Source organism: Pseudokineococcus basanitobsidens (assembly GCF_037482545.1).
Taxonomy (GTDB): Bacteria; Actinomycetota; Actinomycetes; order Actinomycetales; family Quadrisphaeraceae; genus Pseudokineococcus; species Pseudokineococcus basanitobsidens.
The window spans coordinates 308,932-326,957 of the sequence record NZ_JBBIAA010000001.1 but is presented as its reverse complement, the minus strand read 5'-3'; the positions used below and the strand labels follow the sequence as shown (position 1 = coordinate 326,957).

The 18,026-nt window shown below is 75.2% G+C and carries 17 protein-coding genes; 10 read left to right on the top strand and 7 right to left on the bottom strand.

All coding sequences use genetic code 11. The features are described 5' to 3' along the window. The first annotated feature begins 63 nt into the window (after positions 1-63). The 5 genes from WDZ17_RS01450 (at position 64) to WDZ17_RS01430 (ending at position 4,576) form a co-directional block, all read left to right on the top strand. Positions 64-1,890: a DUF4185 domain-containing protein gene (locus tag WDZ17_RS01450; protein ID WP_339573351.1), complete on the top strand. Its 1,827-nt coding sequence runs from the start codon at positions 64-66 to the stop codon at positions 1,888-1,890. 112 nt (positions 1,891-2,002) lie between these two features. After that, entirely contained in the window at positions 2,003-2,617 is a 615-nt protein-coding gene (locus WDZ17_RS01445) for a DUF2238 domain-containing protein (RefSeq protein WP_339573350.1), read from the top strand. A 36-nt stretch (positions 2,618-2,653) separates the two neighbouring features. Beyond that, positions 2,654-3,211 carry a pyridoxamine 5'-phosphate oxidase family protein gene (locus WDZ17_RS01440; protein ID WP_339573349.1) on the top strand — a complete coding sequence of 186 codons (558 nt, stop codon included), beginning with the start codon at positions 2,654-2,656 and terminating at the stop codon, positions 3,209-3,211. A gap of 331 nt (positions 3,212-3,542) precedes the next feature. Beyond that, positions 3,543-3,986 (top strand): GNAT family N-acetyltransferase, encoded by a 444-nt coding sequence (locus WDZ17_RS01435; RefSeq protein WP_422631779.1) that lies wholly within the window; start codon positions 3,543-3,545, stop codon positions 3,984-3,986. Then, the gene (locus tag WDZ17_RS01430) at positions 3,983-4,576 is read left to right on the top strand and encodes a GNAT family N-acetyltransferase (protein ID WP_339573347.1); all 594 of its coding nucleotides are present in this window, start codon (positions 3,983-3,985) and stop codon (positions 4,574-4,576) included. Before WDZ17_RS01435 ends, WDZ17_RS01430 begins: the two co-directional genes overlap by 4 nt. Positions 4,577-4,680: 104 nt before the next feature. Here WDZ17_RS01430 and WDZ17_RS01425 read toward each other — a convergent pair whose 3' ends face one another. From WDZ17_RS01425 to WDZ17_RS01415, 3 genes are all read right to left on the bottom strand, one after another. Continuing rightward, entirely contained in the window at positions 4,681-5,172 is a 492-nt protein-coding gene (locus WDZ17_RS01425) for an SRPBCC family protein (protein WP_339573346.1), read from the bottom strand. Positions 5,173-5,237: 65 nt separating this feature from the next. After that, a complete protein-coding gene (locus WDZ17_RS01420) occupies positions 5,238-5,699 on the bottom strand; it encodes an acyl-CoA thioesterase (RefSeq protein WP_339573345.1) in 462 nt (153 codons plus the stop codon). Positions 5,700-5,734: 35 nt separating this feature from the next. Further along, positions 5,735-6,856, bottom strand: coding sequence for an alcohol dehydrogenase catalytic domain-containing protein (locus tag WDZ17_RS01415; protein ID WP_339573344.1), 1,122 nt, complete (start codon positions 6,854-6,856; stop codon positions 5,735-5,737). Between the two features lie 314 nt (positions 6,857-7,170). Here WDZ17_RS01415 and WDZ17_RS01410 point away from each other — a divergent pair, with 314 nt between their 5' ends. Continuing rightward, a complete protein-coding gene (locus WDZ17_RS01410) occupies positions 7,171-8,175 on the top strand; it encodes a substrate-binding domain-containing protein (RefSeq protein WP_339573343.1) in 1,005 nt (334 codons plus the stop codon). Between the two features lie 172 nt (positions 8,176-8,347). Here the strand turns inward: WDZ17_RS01410 and WDZ17_RS01405 are convergent, their stop codons facing one another. From WDZ17_RS01405 to WDZ17_RS01390, 4 genes are all read right to left on the bottom strand, one after another. Next, positions 8,348-8,740, bottom strand: a complete 393-nt coding sequence (locus WDZ17_RS01405; RefSeq protein ID WP_339573342.1) for a VOC family protein — start codon at positions 8,738-8,740, stop codon at positions 8,348-8,350. A 345-nt stretch (positions 8,741-9,085) separates the two neighbouring features. Next, positions 9,086-10,012: an ATP-binding cassette domain-containing protein gene (locus WDZ17_RS01400; protein WP_339573341.1), complete on the bottom strand. Its 927-nt coding sequence runs from the start codon at positions 10,010-10,012 to the stop codon at positions 9,086-9,088. Then, positions 10,009-11,100, bottom strand: coding sequence for an ABC transporter permease (locus WDZ17_RS01395; RefSeq protein WP_339573340.1), 1,092 nt, complete (start codon positions 11,098-11,100; stop codon positions 10,009-10,011). The genes WDZ17_RS01400 and WDZ17_RS01395 overlap by 4 nt, the downstream gene beginning before the upstream one ends. A 317-nt stretch (positions 11,101-11,417) precedes the next feature. After that, positions 11,418-12,626 carry a Gfo/Idh/MocA family protein gene (locus WDZ17_RS01390; protein ID WP_339573339.1) on the bottom strand — a complete coding sequence of 403 codons (1,209 nt, stop codon included), beginning with the start codon at positions 12,624-12,626 and terminating at the stop codon, positions 11,418-11,420. Between the two features lie 157 nt (positions 12,627-12,783). Here WDZ17_RS01390 and WDZ17_RS01385 point away from each other — a divergent pair, with 157 nt between their 5' ends. The 4 genes from WDZ17_RS01385 (at position 12,784) to iolD (ending at position 18,015) form a co-directional block, all read left to right on the top strand. Then, positions 12,784-13,785 (top strand): LacI family DNA-binding transcriptional regulator, encoded by a 1,002-nt coding sequence (locus tag WDZ17_RS01385; RefSeq protein ID WP_339573338.1) that lies wholly within the window; start codon positions 12,784-12,786, stop codon positions 13,783-13,785. A gap of 248 nt (positions 13,786-14,033) precedes the next feature. After that, positions 14,034-15,089 carry a transaldolase family protein gene (locus WDZ17_RS01380; protein WP_422631778.1) on the top strand — a complete coding sequence of 352 codons (1,056 nt, stop codon included), beginning with the start codon at positions 14,034-14,036 and terminating at the stop codon, positions 15,087-15,089. After that, positions 15,086-16,009 carry a 5-deoxy-glucuronate isomerase gene (gene iolB / locus WDZ17_RS01375; RefSeq protein WP_339573336.1) on the top strand — a complete coding sequence of 308 codons (924 nt, stop codon included), beginning with the start codon at positions 15,086-15,088 and terminating at the stop codon, positions 16,007-16,009. Before WDZ17_RS01380 ends, iolB begins: the two co-directional genes overlap by 4 nt. Beyond that, positions 16,006-18,015 (top strand): 3D-(3,5/4)-trihydroxycyclohexane-1,2-dione acylhydrolase (decyclizing), encoded by a 2,010-nt coding sequence (iolD, locus tag WDZ17_RS01370; protein WP_339573335.1) that lies wholly within the window; start codon positions 16,006-16,008, stop codon positions 18,013-18,015. The genes iolB and iolD overlap by 4 nt, the downstream gene beginning before the upstream one ends. Positions 18,016-18,026: the final 11 nt, after the last annotated feature.

The window sequence follows — 18,026 nt, the reverse complement described above, 5'->3', positions numbered from 1 at the left end:
CGGAGACCGACGTCACGGCGTGGAGGAGGCGAGCACGGCGCGCGACGAAGGGCGACGAGGAGCATGGCGGAGCACGAGGTGCACGGCTCGGACGGACACCACGGAGACGAGCCGCGGCACGGCCTGTCGCGACGCGGCTTCCTCGGCGGCGGAGCCCTCGCGGGCGGCGCCGTGGCTGCGGCGCCGGCGGCGTGGGCCCAACAGGTCACCCATGAGGTGCCGCAGCAGGCGCCGACCGAGGGCGGTCGCCGTGACGACGTCGAGCCGGGCGACCTGCGCCAGGAGACGAGCACCTTCTTCGCGACGGCGACCGTGGAGGTGGCCGGCACCTACGCAGCACCGGGCAGCGACGGCGACCTGTGGCCGTGCGCCTGGGGTGACGACGACTGGGTGTACACGGCCAACGGCGACGGCCGCGGCTTCAGCGACGAGCCCTTCCGGGACCTGGTGGTGAACCGGGTGCAGGGCACCCCCGAGACCGGGCTGCGCGGCGAGAAGCTCGCGGAGTCCGAGGAGGTCGCCCGCGTCTGGAGCGACCCGGAGCGCTACAACCGCAAGCCCACGGGCATCGTCTGCGTCGGCGGGGTGCTCTACCTGGCGGTCCAGGACCTGCGGTACGGCGAGGCCGCCTTCGACGACGCGCCCGCCGCCAGCATCAGCCGCTCGGACGACCACGGCCGGACGTGGACGACGACCGACGAGCCGATGTTCACCGACCACCGCTTCACGACCGTCTTCTTCGCCGACCTCGGTCGGGACTCCGAGCACGCCGTCCCCACGCTCGGGCCGGTCGACGGCGCCTACGTCTACGCCTACGGCCTGGACTGGAACTGGCGGACGTCGAACGCCGGCACGGTGCCGGACCCGGTGGACCTCTACCTCGCGCGGGTCCCCGGCGACGCGGTGCAGGACCGGAAGAGCTGGGAGTTCCTCACCGGTGTCCGGGACGGGCACCCCTCCTGGTCACCGCGGATCGAGGACAAGGCACCCGTGCTCCACGACCCGCTCCGCCGGTTCCCCGACACGCGCCCCGGCAAGAACGGCGCCCTGACGGTGGTCTCGCAGGGGCACGTCCTGTACAACGCGCCGCTGGACCGCTTCCTCTACGCGTCGTGGAGCGACCCGACGTTCGAGCTCTACGAGGCGCCACGGCCGTGGGGGCCGTGGCGGAGGTTCCACGTGCACAGCGCCGGCCTCGTCGAGTGGTACCAGATGAGCGACCCCGACCACCGGCCCAAGAACGGCGGCTACGGCACGGTGCTGCCCTCCAAGTACGTCAGCGTGGACGGCCTGACGATGTGGATGCAGAGCAACTGGTGGACGGCGCCGCTGCCGTCGCCGGAGGACAACTACAACTTCAACCTCCGGCGCGTGCAGGTGACGCCGTGGACGCGGCAGCGTCCTCGCAACGGCGCGCGGCTGCCCTCGCAGGCGGAGAACCTGGTCCGCGGGCACGTCGTCGTCGCCCCCCTCGAGGTGTGCGCCCACCGGGGCAACCGCGAGTTCTACAACGACGGCAGCGTCGAGGGCAGCGAGGACAGCTTCGACGGCACGAACAAGGGCATCGACTACTGGGGCTACACGCTCGCCGAGCCGGTGCGGATGAACCGGGTCGACTACACGAGCGGAGAGATGTCGGACGACGGCGGCTGGTTCTCCGCCTTCGCGGGGGGTCTGCGCGTGCAGGTGCGGCGCGACTTCGTGTGGACGGACGTCGAGGACCTCCGCATCACCCCCGACTACCCGTTCTCGCCCGAGGCGGGTCCGCGACGCACCTTCACCTTGCGGTTCCGCCGCACGTGGGGCGACGGCGTGCGGATCATCGGCCAGCCGGGCGGCTCGGCGCACTTCACGTCGATCTCGGAGCTCGGGGTCTTCTACGAGCGCTGAGCCTCCGGGCCGCGTCCGGGCCCGGCCGCTCGGCCCGACCGCGCGGGATGCTTCGGGAGCAGCAGCACCCGGACGACGCGAGGTCGCACCAGGCCCGGGCCAGGATGAGCACGTGACCACCGACCGCCGCGTCCTCGTGGCCGACCTCGCCGTCAAGGTCGTGGTGCTCGGGCTCCTGGCGCTCGCGCTCGCGTTCCCCGGCTGGGAGCGGTTCTCCGACAAGGCGATGACCGGACGGGCCGTCGTCTACCCGCTGGGGCTGCTCCTCGTGCCGGTGGCGTGGGCGCTCGTGCGGCGCCGGGCGCGCCGCGCGGTCCGCTTCCCCGCGCTCGCCGACCTGCTCGTCAGCCTGCCGTGGGCGGTCGACCTCGTGGGTAACGCGCTCGACCTCTTCGACGCCGTGGTGTGGTTCGACGACGCGGCGCACCTGGTCAACTGGGGACTGCTCGCGGCGGGGTTGGCCCTGGTGCTGCCGCGGTCGCTGCCGACGTGGGTGCGGGTGCTGCTCGGCGCGGGCTGCGGCTGCCTGGCGGCGCTGGTGTGGGAGGTCGGCGAGTACGCGACCTTCGTCCGCGGCGGCCCCGAGGAGGCCACCGCCTACGCGGACACGCTCGGCGACATGGTGCTGGGGACGACCGGCGCGCTCCTGGCCTCGCTCCTCGTCGCCGCGCTCGTCGCCCGCCGGCCGGAGGTGGCGCGCGGGGACCGGCCGCTCGCCCGGTCGTGACCCCACCCGCGGTGCCGACGCCCTAGCGTGCCGCCCATGGGCAAGGTCTACGACGTCATCGGCGACGACCTGGCGGGGTGGATGCGCGCCCAGCCCGTCTACTTCGTCGCGACCGCACCGCTGGCCGCCGACGGCCACGTCAACGTCTCGCCGAAGGGGATGGACGGCACCTTCGCCGTCCTCGACGGGCGCACCGTCGCCTACCTCGACTACAGCGGCTCGGGCGCCGAGACCATCGCGCACGTGCGCGAGAACGGCCGCGTCGTCGTCATGTTCGCCGCCTTCGACGGCCGGCCCACGATCGTCCGCCTGCACGGCCGCGGCCGCGTGGTGCTCCCGTCCGACGCCGAGTTCCCCGGGCTGCGGGCCGCCTTCGGCAAGGAGCGCACCGTCGGGCAGCGGTCGGTCGTCGTCGTGGACGTCTCGCGGATCTCCGACTCCTGCGGCTTCTCGGTGCCCCTCATGGACTTCCGCGGGCACCGCGACGTCCTCGACCGCGTGCAGGAGCGCAGCGGGGAGGACTACTACCCGCAGTACTGGCGCACGCAGAACGCCGAGAGCATCGACGGGCTGCCGGCGGTGCCGCGGTCCTGAGGCCCCGGTCGTCCTCGACGGTCGTCCACGGCCGTCTCAGCCCTCGCCGAGGCTGCCGGCGCATCGTCCTCCCGGGCCGACGTCCGCAGCGCCCGGCCCGCACGCAGGTGCCCGACCGGAGCCCGTCGAGATGGAGGTCCTCGCCGCCCCCGGGCCCTGCCGGCGGCGGCAGGCTCCATCTCGACGACGCGTGGGCTCGACGACGCGTGGGCTCGACGACGTGAGGGCTCGACGACGCGAGGGCTCGGCGGCGCGGGAGCATGGCGCCGTGGACGCGACCGGTGACCCCGCCCTGCCCGTCGACGTGGTGGTCGGCGGTCACCCCTTCCTCCTGCGGCGCGCCGTCGCCGCGGACGTCCCCGCGGTCGTCGCCCTCCTGGCCGACGACCCGCTCGGGGCGGGGCGCGAGGACACAGGACCGGGCGCCGTCCCGGGCTACCTCCGCGCCTTCGCCGCCGTCGACGCGGACCCCTGCCAGGAGCTCCTCGTCGCGGAGGACGACGGCGAGGTCGTGGCGACGCTCCAGGTCGCCCACCTGGCGGGGCTGTCGCGCCGCGGCGCCGTGCGCACCCAGCTGGAGGCCGTCCGCGTCGCCCGGCGGCACCGCTCGCGCGGCCTCGGGACGGCACTCGTCCGCTGGGTCGTCGAGGACGCCCGCCGGCGCGGCAGCGCCGTCGTCCAGCTGACGAGCCACGCCAGCCGGCAGGACGCGCACCGGTTCTACGCCCGCCTGGGCTTCACGGCCTCGCACGTCGGCATGAAGGTGGAGCTGTGAGGGCCCCGGCGGACCCCGACGGCCGCACCGATCTGCGCACGGAGCGGCTGCTGCTGCGCCGCTGGCGCGCGCAGGACCGGGAGCTCTTCGCCGCGCTCACCGCCGACCCGCTCGTCATGGAGCACTTCCCCGCCCCCCTGGAGCGCGACGCCAGCGACGCGCTCGTCGACCGGGCCGACGCCCACCTCGCCGAGCACGGCTGGGGCCTGTGGGCCGTGGAGGTCGCAGCGGGCGAGGACGCCGGTCGGCTCGCCGGCTTCACCGGGCTCGCGGTGCCCCGGTTCGAGGCAGCCTTCACGCCGTGCGTCGAGGTCGGCTGGCGCCTCGCCCGCTGGGCCTGGGGCCGCGGCTACGCCACCGAGGCCGGGCGGGCGGCGCTGCGCGTGGCCTTCGAGGACGTCGGGCTCGACGAGGTCGTCTCCTTCACGGCGACCACGAACGAGCGCTCGCGCGCGGTGATGGGCCGGCTCGGCATGAGCCGCGACCCGGCCGAGGACTTCGACCACCCGGCCCTGCCGGACGGCCACCGCCTGCGCCGGCACGTGCTGCACCGCCTGCGCGAGGAGTCGTGGCGCGACCGGCAGGGCTGACCGGAGCCCGGTCCGCGTCGAGGGAGAGGGCGACGGGGTGTGCGAGCTCGTCGTGGACGACGGCGTCACCGGGTCGGGGCGTCACCGGGTCGGGGCGCCGCCGGTCAGGAGCTCGACGGACCGCCGGCGGGACGGGCCCCCTCGACCTCGTCGCGCAGCCGGGCCAGCCCCTTCTCGTGCATCGGGCCGAGCAGCTTCTCCATCGGCGCGACCAGGCCCATGACCCGCGTCAGCGGGGTCAGGCGGCCCGTCACGGCCCAGGTGACCCGCGTTCCCGCGTCGGTCTCCTCGAGCTCGAGGACGGTGGTGCTCCGGGAGCGGAGAGGCTTGAGGTTCTGCTGCTCGACGACCACCCGCTCGTCCGGGACGGCCTCGACGACCTCGAGCCGGCCCGCACCGGCCTTGAGGTCGCCCGACCACTCGTAGACGGCGCCGACCCCCGAGCCGGCGCCCGAGCAGGTGCGTCGCATGTCGGGGTCGAGGTCCTCGTAGGGCGACCACCCGCGCCACCGGCGGAGGTCGACGAGGCGCTCGTAGACGACGGCCGGCGGCGCCCCCACGTGGAGCTCGCGCACGACCCGGTACTCGGCGGCCACGGTCAGTCCCGGGGCGAGGTCGTGTCGTCCGTCATGGCAGCGGAGCGTACGACCTCGCGACCCCGTCAGCCGGTGATCCCCGCGAGCCGCTCGCGCAGGCTGTCGGGCACGGGCACGGGACGGCCGGTGCCCGGGTCGACGCCGACGTGCACCCACGTGCCGCGGGCGACGAGGCCGCCGTCGGCCTGGACGAAGATGCCCAGGTCGTAGGTCATGCTCGAGCCCCCGACGCGCACGGAGCGCAGGCCGACCTCCAGGACGTCCGGGTACCCCACCGACCGTCGGTAGGAGCACGAGGACTGCACGACGACCGGCCGGAACCCACCGTCGAGCAGCCCCAGGTCGTCCCCCGCCAGCAGCCAGCCGGTGATGGTCGTGTCCATCGCCGAGTAGTAGACGGTGTTGTTGAGGTGGCCGAACCGGTCGTCGTCGTTCCAGCGGGTGGGGAAGACCCGCCGCACCGGGTAGTCCTCGAGCACCGGGTCGTCCTCGAGCCCCGGCTCGCTCCGGGCTGCTGCGTCGCTCACGTCGTCCCTCTCGTCGTCGGCCACGGCGGCCTGGCTCACCCGTCCCCCGGGACCACGACCTGCCGCAGCGCGCGGCCCTCGGCCAGGTCGTCCATGGCCTCGTCGACGCGGTCCAGCGACACCCTGCCCGAGATGAGCGCCTCGAGCGGCAGGCGACCCTCGCGCCACAGCTGCGCGTAGCGGGGGACGTCGCGGGACGGCACCGACGAGCCGAGGTAGGAGCCGACGACCTGCCGGGCGCCCGCGACCAGGGCCAGCGGGGAGACCGACGCGCGGGCGTCCGCGGACGGCAGGCCGACCGTCACCGTCGTCCCGCCCGGAGCCGTCGCGGCGAGCGCCGTCTCGAACGCGCGGGCCGAGCCCGCGGCCTCGACGACGACCGGCGCGGTGACGCCGCGGTCGGCCACCTCGTCCGGGGTGAGCACGGTGCTCGCGTGGGGCCGCGCGGTCTCCAGCTTCCCCGGGAGGGCGTCGACGCCGATCACCTCGTGCCCGAGCGCGCGGGCGACGAGCACCGCGGCGAGGCCGACCCCGCCCAGCCCGACGACCATGACGGCCTCCCCCGGTACCGGCCGACCGGCGTTGAGCACGGCCCCGCCGCCGGTGAGCACGGCGCACCCGAGCAGGGCTGCGACGTCGGGCGGCACGTCCGCCCCGACCGGCACGACGGAGGCGCGGGCGACGACGGCGTGCGTGGCGAAGGCGGAGACGCCCAGGTGGTGCGCGACGTCGTGCCGCCGGCCGTCGTCACCCCGGCGGTGCAGCCGCCGCGCCCCGCCGAGCAGGGTGCCCTCGGCGTTGGCCGCCGAGCCGGTCGAGCACGGCAGCCGGCCGTCGGTCGAGCACTCCGCGCACGCCCCGCACCGGGGCAGGAAAGTCATGACGACGCGGTCGCCGACGGCCACGTCGTCGACCCCGGGGCCCACCTCGCGCACGAGGCCCGCGGCCTCGTGACCGAGCAGCATCGGCACGGGACGGGGCCGGCTGCCGTCGACGACCGAGAGGTCGGAGTGGCAGACGCCCGCGGCCTCGACCTCGACGAGCAGCTCGCCCGGGCCGGGCGGGTCCAGGTCGAGCGTCCCGACGACCAGCGGGCGGGAGGTCGCGTACGGGGCCGGACGGCCGACCTCCTCGAGCACGGCTCCGACGATCTCCATCGACCCGTCACCTCCGGGGGCTGCGCTGACGACGGCTGCTGGCCGCAGACCCTAGGTGGCGCGGTCCGCGGGGGCCTCCACGCCGCGGGGGACGAGCACCTCGGGTGTCGAGATGGTCACGACCGCAAGACGTCCTGACAAACTCTTGACACTGTGCCGCCGGGCCAGCACGATCCGTCCTGCACCGGCACTGCCGCCGGCCCCCCGACCCGTGGGCCCGCCGGACGGCGCGGCCCTCGACCAGCCCCACCCCTGCACGGCGTCCCGTCCCGGGACGCCGGCGCACGCCCCTGTCACCGGAGATGGGATCTGCCATGTGGAAGCACCGCACCCGCGCCACCGTCGCCCTCGCGGCGCTCGCCCTCACCGTCGCCGGCTGCAGCAGCACCGGCGGCGCGCAGCAGGACTCCTCCGACGGCTCCACCTCGGGCGGCGGGGGCGGCGGCGTCGACACCGGCGCCGACTACACCGTGGCGATGGTCACCCACGCCCCGGCGGGTGACACCTTCTTCGACATCATCCGTGCAGGCGCCGACGAGGCCTCCGCGGAGACGGGGATCGAGTACACCTACGCGAACTCCGACCAGCCCAACGAGCAGGCGACGCTGATCCAGAACGCCGTCGACAGCCAGGTCGACGCCATCGCCGTGTCGATGCCGAACGTCCCGGCGCTGTCCGAGGCGCTCGGCAACGCGGCCGACGCCGGCATCCCGGTCTTCGCCTTCAACGCGGGGCTCTCCGAGTACGAGGACGTCGGCGCCCTGGCCTACTTCGGCCAGGACGAGTCCATCGCCGGCGGCGCCGCGGGCGAGCGCCTCACCGAGGAGGGCGCCCAGAACGTCCTGTGCGTGCTGCAGGCCCAGGGCCAGAGCCAGCTCGAGGCCCGCTGCGACGGCGTCGCCGACGCCTTCAGCGGCACGGTGGAGAAGATCTACGTGACGGGTACCGACCTGCCGTCCGTGCAGTCGACGATCACGGCCAAGCTGGCCGAGGACCCGAGCATCGACACGGTCCTCACCCTCGGAGCGCCCTTCGCCCTCACCGCCGTCCAGTCGGTCGACGAGGCGGGCAGCGAGGCCCAGGTCGTCACCTTCGACACCAACGCCGAGCTCGTCGGCGCCATCGAGGACGGCGACGTCACCTGGGCCGTCGACCAGCAGCCCTTCCTCCAGGGCTACGAGGCCATCGACGCGGCGTACCTCTACCTCACCAACGGCAACGTCCTCGGCGGCGGCGAGCCGGTCCTCACCGGCCCGGCCTTCGTCGACAGCGACAACGTCGCCGACGTCGCGGCCTACGCGGAGGCCGGCACCCGCTGAACCACGTCGGGCGGCGGTGCCGCCACGAGCCGTCCGGGACACGGGCCTGCCGCCCCGTCGACCCCGGCTCACGGTCGTGCCGCCCCGAAGCGCCAGCACCCGGGCCCGCACGACCGCTTCCCGCACGACCGCCTCCCGCACGACCGCCTCCCGCACGACCGGTCGGGCGCGGTCAGAAGGCGCTCCCGGTCCGCCAGTCCATCTGCTGCAGCAGCAGGCTGTTCCCGTCGGGGTCGGTGAGGCGCGCGAGGCGCACCCCGCCGCCGAGGTCCTCGACCGGGCCGACGTCGACCCCACGCCCCTGCAGCTCCTCCCGGGCCAGGTCGATGTCGTCGACGACCAGGTGCAGGCCACGGACGCTGCCGGGCGGCACGTCGGTGATCTCCCCGAGGCCGGCGCCGAGGAGGACCGAGCAGGCCGAGCCGGAGGGCGTCAGCTGTACGACCCGCATGCCCTCCCGAGGTCGGACGTCGACGTCGACGTGGAAGCCGACCGTCTCGTAGAAGGCCTTCGCGCGGTCGACGTCGGCGACCGGCAGCGGGACGAGCTCGAGCTTCATGTCCATCGTGGCGCTCCTGTCGCGGGCCCGGGGTCGTGGACGGTCGTCGTGCCGTCCGCCGAGACCGGTCGGGCGGGTCGTCCGCCGACCTGCGCCCGAGAAGGTGCGGCGGCCGGCGCCACCATCATGACCTGCCCGGCCGCGGGGGTCGGCGGCGCCGAGGAGGTCACGTCGACGTCGTCGGCCCGGCCACCCGTGGCCCGACCGGCCCGGCCGTTCCCGCCGCGGGACCTCGGAGGAGACGTGCGACGGGGCGGACGTGCGACGGGGGGCGGGGGCTCCGGACGCGACGCGAGGCCCCGCGCCCCCCGGAGGGGGCACGGGGCCTCGACGACGCCCGACCGGCGGCGATCAGGACACGCGCAGGGCCTTCTCCCCGTCCGGGTCGGCCTCCACCTCGCTGAGCGCGGACCCCAGCTCGTGCCCGAGCGCCTCGAGCTCGGACCCACCCGCCATCTCGTTGGTCAGCTGCTCGAGACCCACCTCCGAGCGCGAGGCGTCCAGCGAGACGAGCCCCCGGTTGAGGATGACGAAGTGGTTGCCCACGAGGTACGCGTGGTGGGGGTTGTGCGTGATGAAGACGACGCCGAGGCCCGCGTCGCGGGCGCGCGCCACGTACTTGAGGACGACGCCGGACTGCTTGACGCCGAGCGCCGCCGTCGGCTCGTCGAGGATCAGCACCTTGGCGCCGAAGTAGACGGCCCGCGCGATGGCGATGCACTGGCGCTGGCCGCCGGAGAGACCGCCCACGGGGCGGTCCATGTCGGGGATGTCGATCCCCATCCGCAGGAGCTCCTCGCCGGCGATGCGCTTCATGGCCGAGACGTCGAGGCTGCGCAGGAGACCGCGCCGGATCTCGGCGCCCATGAAGAAGTTGCGCCACACCGACATCAGCGGGGCGAGCGCGAGGTCCTGGTAGACGGTCGCGATCCCGCGGTCGAGCGACTCGCGCGGGGAGGAGAAGTGGATCTCCTCGCCGTTCACCATGACGACGCCCTCGCTGTGCTGGTGCAGGCCCGCGATGATCTTGATGAGCGTCGACTTGCCGGCCCCGTTGTCCCCGAGGACGCAGGTGATCTCGCCCTGGCGGACCGTCAGGCTCACCCCGCGCAGCGCGTGCACGTTGCCATAGCTCTTGCCGACGTCGGTGAGCCGGAGGATCTCCGTCGTGGGGCCGCTGACCGGGTCCGGCCCGGTGCGTCCGGGACCTGTGCGCCCCGACGTCGTGCTCCCGGACCTCGAGGGCCGGGAGCCGGTGGGCTGCGCCTGCGTGCTCATCGCTTCTCCGCCTGCTTCTTGACGACGAGGTTGACCACGGTCGCGAGCAGCAGCACGACGCCGAGGAAGAGGCGGAACCAGTCCGCGTTCCAGCCCGCGAAGACGATGCCCTGCACCGTCATGCCGAAGATGAAGGCACCGATCGCGGAGCCGATGGTCGACCCGTACCCGCCGGTGAGCAGGCACCCGCCGACGACGGCCGCGATGATGAAGTAGAACTCCTGGCCGATGCCCTGGCCGGACTGGATCGTGTTGAAGGCGAAGAGCTGGTGCATGCCCGCGAACCAGGCGCAGAAGCCGACGAACATGAAGAGGCCGATCTTGGTGGCCCGCACCGGCACGCCGACGGCCCGCGCGGCGGCGGCGTCCCCGCCGACGGCGAAGATCCAGTTGCCCACCTGCGTGCGGAGCAGCACGTAGGTCGAGCCGGCGACGAGCAGCAGCCACCACAGGATGGTGATGCGGAAGCCGACCCCGCCGATGGAGATCGTCGAGGAGAAGAACGCCCGGGCGGCGCCGAACCCGGCCATGTCGTCGATGCCGGGGGTGGCGACCGTCCCGGTGACGGCGCGGGTGACGCCCAGGTTCAGGCCCTGCACCATGAAGAAGGTCGCGAGGGTGATGAGGAAGCTGGGCAGGCCCGTCCGCAGCAGCAACCAGCCGTTGAAGTAGCCGATGGCGAGGGAGACGGCGAGGGCGATGGCGATGCCGGCCCAGACGTTGAGCCCCAGCTGGAACGCCGTCAGCGACGCCGTGATGGCCGAGGCCGTGACGCCGACGCCGGCGGAGAGGTCGAACTCGCCGCCGATCATCAGCAGGGCCACGGCCACGGCCATGATGCCGAGCGTCGAGCTCTGGTACAGCACCGTCGCCAGCGCCGAGAACGAGCGGAACGGCTCGGCGACGACGAAGAAGAAGACGAAGATCGTCACGGCCCCGAGGAGCGAGCCGATCTCCGGGCGGCCGAAGAGCGCGGCCAGGGGCGAACGTCGACGGACCCGGTCGTCACGCGCCGGGGGGCTCGAGGGCGAGGTGCCACCGGGGGGGCGGGACGACCCCGAGGTGGGGGTCTGTGCGGTCTGCGTCATCGCAGCCTCTCTTCGGGCGCGGGCCCGCCGGGACGGCGGGGGTCCGCTGAGGACGGGGCGGGGCGCCCGGGGCGGCGGGGGCCGGCGTCCGTGCCGGCCCGGCCGCCGCGTCGCGCGACCCGTGCGGTGCCTGGTGCGCCGGAGCGGGTCCGGCGGGCTCGTGCCCCGCGAGGGGCGGCGTCGCCCCGCCGTCGTCGGCGGGGCTGGACCAGAGGATGACCCGCCGGCGGTGGAGCGTCAAGCACTTCGTCCTGACAACCTGACGACCGTCCCGCCATCCGGGCGGCCCGAGGTGCCGCGACGCCCGCGGGCCGGGGTCAGGGGGCGGCCGCCACCTCGACGGCCGCACCGCCCGAGGCCGCCGACCGCGTCACGGCGTCCAGCACCTCGAGGTTGTGCAGCCCGTGCGCCAGGCTCGGGACGGGGGGCAGCGCGCCGTCGTCGGCGCCCCGGCCCACGACCTGGTCGAGGAAGGCGCGGCACTGGTAGGCGAAGAACTCGTTCTGGCCGTGGCCGACGCTGGGGAAGTCCATGGCCAGGCCGCCCCGCACGTAGGGGTGCGCCGGCCCGAGCAGCACCTGGCGGAACCCCCCGGTGCCGGCCGGGCTGCTCGTGTCCGAGTAGGCGATCTCGGCCGGACGGTTGAGGTCGAACATGGCGGCCCCCCGGGACCCGAACAGCTCGAAGCCGAGCGCGTTCGGCAGCCCGTGGGCGACCCGGGAGATCGAGAAGGTGCCCACGACCCCCCCGTCGTAGGCGGCCGTGAAGGTCACGACGTCCTCGTTCTCGACGGGTGCGCTCTCGTCGGAGACCTGGCCGCCCGCGTGCCCGACGACCGCGCCGACCGGCAGCGGCCGCTCGGCCGTGAAGGTCGACATCGCCGCGCCGGCGACCGAGCGCACCGGCCCGAGGAGGAGCTCGCTCGTGTCGACGACGTGGCTGCCGATGTCGGCCAGGGCCCCGGAGCCCGGCCCGCCGCGGTAGCGCCAGCTCATGGGCGCGCGGGGGTCGACCGCGTAGTCGCACCAGTAGTGCGCCGAGAAGGAGCGGGGCTCGCCGAGGTCGCCGCCGTGCAGGCGCTCGGCGACCGCCGCGATCGCCGGGGAGCGCCGGAACGTGAAGCCCACGCCCGTGACGCGGTCGGCGGCCTCCGCCGCCGCCACCATCGAGCGCGCGTCCTCGAGGGAGGGCGCGAGCGGCTTCTCGCAGAGCACGTGCTTGCCGGCGTCGAGCAGGCCCTCGACGACCTCGCGGTGCAGGGCGTTGGCGACGACGACGCTCACGACGTCGACGTCCGGGTCGGCGGCGACCTCCTGCCAGGAGGCGACGGCCCGCTCGTACCCGTAGCGGCGGGCGGCGTCGTCCGCGAAGGGGCGGTGCGCGTCGGCGACCGCCACGAGCCGGACCGGCGGCAGGCCCGCGCCGTAGAGCGTCGTCGCCGTCCGGTAGCCCTGGCAGTGGGCGCGACCGGCCATGCCGGCGCCGACGACGGCGACACCGAGGGGGCGGGAGGGGTCGTGGCTCATGGGGGACGTCCTCGTCTGTTGAACCGGTTTGAGGATCGGCGGTACTGTCCGACCGCGCAGGGACGCTGTCAAGACCGGCGCCCGCTGACGCGCGCCGACGCCGGAGGGAGGAGCCGTGGCCCCACCGCACCCCGGGCACCCGCCCACGCTCGCGGACGTGGCCGCCGGAGCCGGCGTCTCCAAGGGGACGGCCTCGCTGGCCCTGTCCGGCGCCGACGGGCCGAGCGCGGCCACGCGGGCCCGGGTGGCCGACGTCGCGGCCCGGCTGGGGTACCGCGCCAACCGCCCCGCGACGCTGCTCGCGCGCCGCCGGACGCACCTGCTCGGCGTCGTCATGCAGGTGCGCAGCGGATACCACGCCGAGCTCGTCGACCACGTGCAGGCGGCGGCGGAGGTCGCGGGCTACGAGATGGTCCTGTCCCCCGTCACCCGCACGCACGACGAGGAGCGCGCGGTCACCACCCTGCTCGACGGACGGTGCGAGGCGCTCCTGCTGCTCGGGCCCGAGCTGGCCGTCCGCCGGCTGGAGGAGCTCGCCGCCCGTCGACCCGTCGTGGCCGTCGGTCGTCGCACCTCGGCCCGGGCCGTCGACGTCGTCCGCTCCGCCGACGACGACGGCGTCGCCCTGGTGGTGGAGCACCTGGCCGCGCTGGGGCACCGCGAGCTCGCCCTGGTCGGGGGCGGGAGCGGCGCCATCGCGCGGGACCGCCGCCGCGGCTTCGAGCGGGCGGGGGCCCGCACCGGCACCCGGGGCCGGCTGGTGGCGGGCGGCACCACCGAGGAGGCCGGCGCGGCGGCCGTGCGGTCCCTCCTGCGCACCCCCGGCCGGGCGGACCTGCCGACGGCCCTCCTGGCCCAGACGGACCTCGTCGCCCTCGGCGTCCTCGACGCGCTCGCGGACGTGGGTCTCGCCGTGCCCGGCGACGTCTCCGTCACCGGGTACGACGACAGCCCGCTGGCCCGGCTGCGCCGTGTGGACCTCACCTCGGTCGACCAGGGCGCGCAGGCGCAGGCCGTCGCCGCCGTCACCGCCGCCGTCGAGCGGCTCGACGGCGGTCGGACGACGCGCGCGGAGGTCGTGCTCGGCCCCCGCCTCGTCGTCCGCGGGAGCAGCGGCCCTCCCCGGTCGGCGGCAGCCGGCCGACCGAGGGGCGACTGACGTCAGGATGTTCGGACAATGCTTGACAGCCGAGGAGGCGGAGGAGCACTGTCCGTCCCGACGCGGCCGTGCCGACCCGCACGACGACGGAGAGGTCGCGTGCGCCCCGGAGGGCCGCCGACCACGCCGGGCCCGCTGGTCCCGCCCGCACGTCGCCCCACCCCGAGCCGGAGGACACCGTGACGACCACCGCCCCCTCGCCCGCCGGCACCGACGCCCCTACGGGGACCCAGGCGGAGACGGCCGAGCTGCCCACCGCGCTCGCGGCCCGCACCACGCCGACGGCGCTGTGGAACGACTCCGCCGAGATCGGCGAGCTGCGCCGGTCGATCGCCTGGGGCGCCGTGGGCGCCACGTGCAACCCCGTGATCGCCCTCGCCGCGATCGGCGCCGACCGCCCTCGGTGGACGGCGCGGCTGCGCGAGCTCGCCGCCGAGCGCCCCACGGCGGGCGAGTCCGAGCTGGGCTGGGCCGTGGTCGAGGAGCTGTCCGTCGAGGCGGCGACGCTGCTCCTGCCGGCCTTCGAGGCCTCGGGCGGGCGCAACGGGCGGCTGTCGGTGCAGACCGACCCCCGCCTGCACCGCGACGCCGACGCCCTCGTGGAGCAGGCGGTGCGCTTCAGCGGCCTGGCGCCCAACGTCATCGTCAAGATCCCGGCCACCCGGACGGGGATCGTCGCCATGGAGGAGGCCGCCTACCGCGGCGTCTCCCTCAACGCCACCGTCTCCTTCACCGTGCCGCAGGCGCTCGCCGTCGCGGAGGCGGTCGAGCGCGGCCTGGACCGACGCGCGGCCGAGGGGCTGCCGGAGCAGGAGTTCGGCCACGTCTGCACGATCATGGGTGGCCGCCTGGACGACTGGCTCAAGGTCTGGGTCGCGTCGCAGCGCCTGCTGGTCGACCCCGGTCACCTGGAGTGGGCCGGCGTCGCCGCGCTGAAGAAGGCCCACCACCTCTTCGTCGAGCGCGGGTACCGGGTGCGGATCCTGTCCGCCGCCTTCCGCAACGTCCTGCAGTGGAGCGAGCTCCAGGGCGGCGACCTCGTCGTCTCGCCGCCCTTCGACTGGCAGGCGCGCATCAACGAGAACCGGGTCCCCGTGCGCCCGCACGCCGTCGACGAGCCCGTCGCGCGCGAGCACCTCGACGCCCTCCTCGCGCTGCCGGAGTTCCGCCGCGCCTACGACGAGGACGGGATGACGCCGGAGGAGTTCGAGGACTTCGGCGCGACCCGCCGGACCCTGCGCCAGTTCCTCGAGGCCGACGCCGCGCTCGACGCGCTCGTCCGCGACGTGCTGGTGCCCGCGTGAGCGCGCCCTCCGCAGAGCTGCACCTGACCGCCGGCAGCACGGGCGACGGCGTGTGGGACGTCGTCGTCACCCCCGCGGTCGCCGGCTGGGGCTGGACGTCGCTGCGCGCCGCCGACCTCGGGCCCGGGCAGGAGGTCGGGCTCGAGACCGGTGAGGACGAGGTCGTCCTCGTGCCGCTGCGCGGCGGCCTCCTGGTCCGCGTGGACGGCGAGGGCGAGCCGGTCGGGCTGGTCGGCCGGGACTCGGTGTGGGCGGGCCCCACCGACGTCCTCTACCTGCCGGCCGGCACCTCGGCGGTGCTGTCGGCCACGGGTCCGGGCGGCGCCCGCGTCGGCGTCCCCGGCGCGCGGACCGGGCTCCTGGGCGAGGGCGAGCGGAAGCCGGTGCGGCGCATCGACGCCGCCGACGTCGCCGTCGAGCTCCGCGGCGCCGGCGCGTGCACGCGGGAGGTGCGCAACTTCGCCGCGGCGGACGTCGACGTCGCGACCCGCCTCGTCGCCGTCGAGGTCGTCACCCCGGCCGGCAACTGGAGCTCCTACCCCCCGCACAAGCACGACGAGGCGAGCGCGGTGGAGAGCGAGCTCGAGGAGGTCTACTACTACGAGGTCGCGCCCGGGCCGGACGGGCAGCCGGGCGTCGGCTACCACCGCACGTACGGGACGCCGGACCGCCCGCTGGACGTGCTCGCCGAGGTCCGCGACCGCGACACCGTGCTCGTGCCGCACGGCTGGCACGGGCCCTGCATGGCCGCCCCCGGCCACCACCTCTACTACCTCAACGCCATGGCGGGCCCGGCCGACGACCGCGCCTGGCGCATCGTCGACGACCCCGACCACGCCTGGGTGCGCGCCACCTGGGCCGACCAGCCGACCGACCCCCGGCTCCCGCTGGGCACCACCGCCGCGGAGGACCCGGCATGAGCACCGTGCGGCTCACCGTCGCCCAGGCGACCGTGCGCTTCCTGGCCCACCAGCACGTCGAGCGCGACGGGGTGCGCACGCCCTTCTTCGCCGGCTGCCTCGGGATCTTCGGCCACGGCAACGTGGCCGGGCTCGGGCAGGCGTTGCTGGAGAACGAGATCCAAGCCCTCGAGGGCGACGGGGCGCAGCCGCACCTGCCGTACGTCCTCGGGCGCAACGAGCAGGCGATGGTGCACACGGCGGTCGCCTACGCGCGCGCCAAGGACCGCCTGCAGACGTGGGCCCTGACGACGTCCGTCGGCCCCGGGTCCACGAACCTCCTCACCGGGGCCGCGCTCGCGACGATCAACCGGCTCCCGGTGCTGCTGCTGCCGGCGGACACCTTCGCGACCCGCTCGGCCGGGGCGCTGCTGCAGGAGCTGGAGCGACCCGACTCCGGCGACGTCACGGTCAACGACGCCTTCCGGCCGCTGTCGCGGTACTTCGACCGGGTCTGGCGGCCCGAGCAGCTGCCCGCGGCGCTGCTCGGCGCGATGCGCGTGCTCACCGACCCCGTCGAGACCGGCGCCGCGACCGTGTGCTTCCCGCAGGACGTGCAGGCCGAGGCGCACGACTTCGACGAGGACCTCTTCGTGGACCGCACCTGGCACGTGGGGCGCCCGCCGCCCGAGCGGGCGGCGCTGGCCCGAGCCGTCGAGGTCGTCCGCTCCGCGCGGCGGCCGCTGCTCGTCGCCGGCGGCGGCGTCCACCACTCCGGCGCCCAGGCCGCGCTGGCGGCCCTCGCCGAGGCCACCGGCATCCCGGTGGCGCAGAGCCAGGCCGGCAAGGGGGCGCTGCCCTTCGACCACCCGCAGTCGGTCGGCGCGATCGGCTCGACGGGAACGACGGCGGCCAACGCCCTCGCCCGCGACGCGGACGTCGTCATCGGCGTCGGCACCCGGTTCCAGGACTTCACGACGGCCTCGCGCACCGCCTTCGCCGACCCCGGCGTGCGCTTCGTCACCCTCAACGTCGCCTCCTTCGACGCCCTCAAGCACGCGGCCGTGCCCGTCGTCTGCGACGCCCGCGAGGGGCTCGAGGCGCTCGCCGAGGCGTTGGCCGGCTGGTCGGTCGAGCAGGACCTGCGCACCCGCACCGCCGACCTCAAGGCCGCCTGGGACGCGACGGTTGCCGAGGTCTACGACCGCGGCGCCGCGGACCGCGGCGACCTGGGCGCCCGGCCCGACCAGAACCAGGTCATCGGCGCGGTCAACGAGCTGTCCGACCCCCGCGACGTCGTCGTGTGCGCCGCCGGGTCGATGCCCGGCGACCTGCACAAGCTCTGGCAGGTGCGCGACGCCAAGGGCTACCACGTCGAGTACGGCTACTCCTGCATGGGCTACGAGGTCGCCGGCGGCATCGGCGTGGCCATGGCCGCCGCCTCGCAGGACGACCCCCGCGACGTCTTCGTCATGGTCGGCGACGGCTCCTACCTCATGATGGCCACCGAGCTGGTGACGGCCGTCCAGGAGGGCGTCAAGGTCGTCGTCGTCCTCGTGCAGAACCACGGGTACGCGTCCATCGGCGCGCTCAGCGAGCAGCTCGGCAGCCAGCGCTTCGGCACCCGCTACCGCGCCCGCACCGCCTCCCGCCGCCTCGACGGCGACCTGCTCCCGGTCGACCTCGCCGCCAACGCCGAGAGCCTCGGCGTCCGCGTGGTCCGCACGAGCACCCGCAAGGAGCTCGAGGAGGCGATCGTCGCGGCCAAGGCCGCCCCCGACGCCACGGTCATCCACGTCGACACCGACCCCTTCGTGGACGCCCCCTCCAGCGAGAGCTGGTGGGACGTCCCCGTGAGCGAGGTCTCCGCCCTCGCGAGCACGCAGGCGGCCCGCGCCGTCTACGAGGAGCAGAAGGCGCGCCAGCGGTCCTTCCTGCGCCCGTCCGAGGACCCGGTCCCCGACTCCTCCCCCGACCCCGCCGGCCCCGGCACCCCCGACACCGGCACCCCCGACACCGAGCGCTGAGGAGCCCCTTC

Bases quoted from the DNA above. Each gene is read 5' to 3' on its own strand.
- WDZ17_RS01450 (WP_339573351.1), top strand. From the start codon at position 64: ATGGCGGAGCACGAGGTGCACGGCTCGGACGGACACCACGGAGACGAG.
- WDZ17_RS01415 (WP_339573344.1), bottom strand. From the start codon at position 6,856: ATGGAGATCGTCGGAGCCGTGCTCGAGGAGGTCGGCCGTCCGGCCCCG.
- iolD (WP_339573335.1), top strand. From the start codon at position 16,006: ATGAGCACCGTGCGGCTCACCGTCGCCCAGGCGACCGTGCGCTTCCTG.
- WDZ17_RS01395 (WP_339573340.1), bottom strand. From the start codon at position 11,100: ATGACGCAGACCGCACAGACCCCCACCTCGGGGTCGTCCCGCCCCCCC.
- WDZ17_RS01405 (WP_339573342.1), bottom strand. From the start codon at position 8,740: ATGGACATGAAGCTCGAGCTCGTCCCGCTGCCGGTCGCCGACGTCGAC.
- WDZ17_RS01440 (WP_339573349.1), top strand. From the start codon at position 2,654: ATGGGCAAGGTCTACGACGTCATCGGCGACGACCTGGCGGGGTGGATG.
- WDZ17_RS01400 (WP_339573341.1), bottom strand. From the start codon at position 10,012: ATGAGCACGCAGGCGCAGCCCACCGGCTCCCGGCCCTCGAGGTCCGGG.
- WDZ17_RS01410 (WP_339573343.1), top strand. From the start codon at position 7,171: ATGTGGAAGCACCGCACCCGCGCCACCGTCGCCCTCGCGGCGCTCGCC.
- WDZ17_RS01390 (WP_339573339.1), bottom strand. From the start codon at position 12,626: ATGAGCCACGACCCCTCCCGCCCCCTCGGTGTCGCCGTCGTCGGCGCC.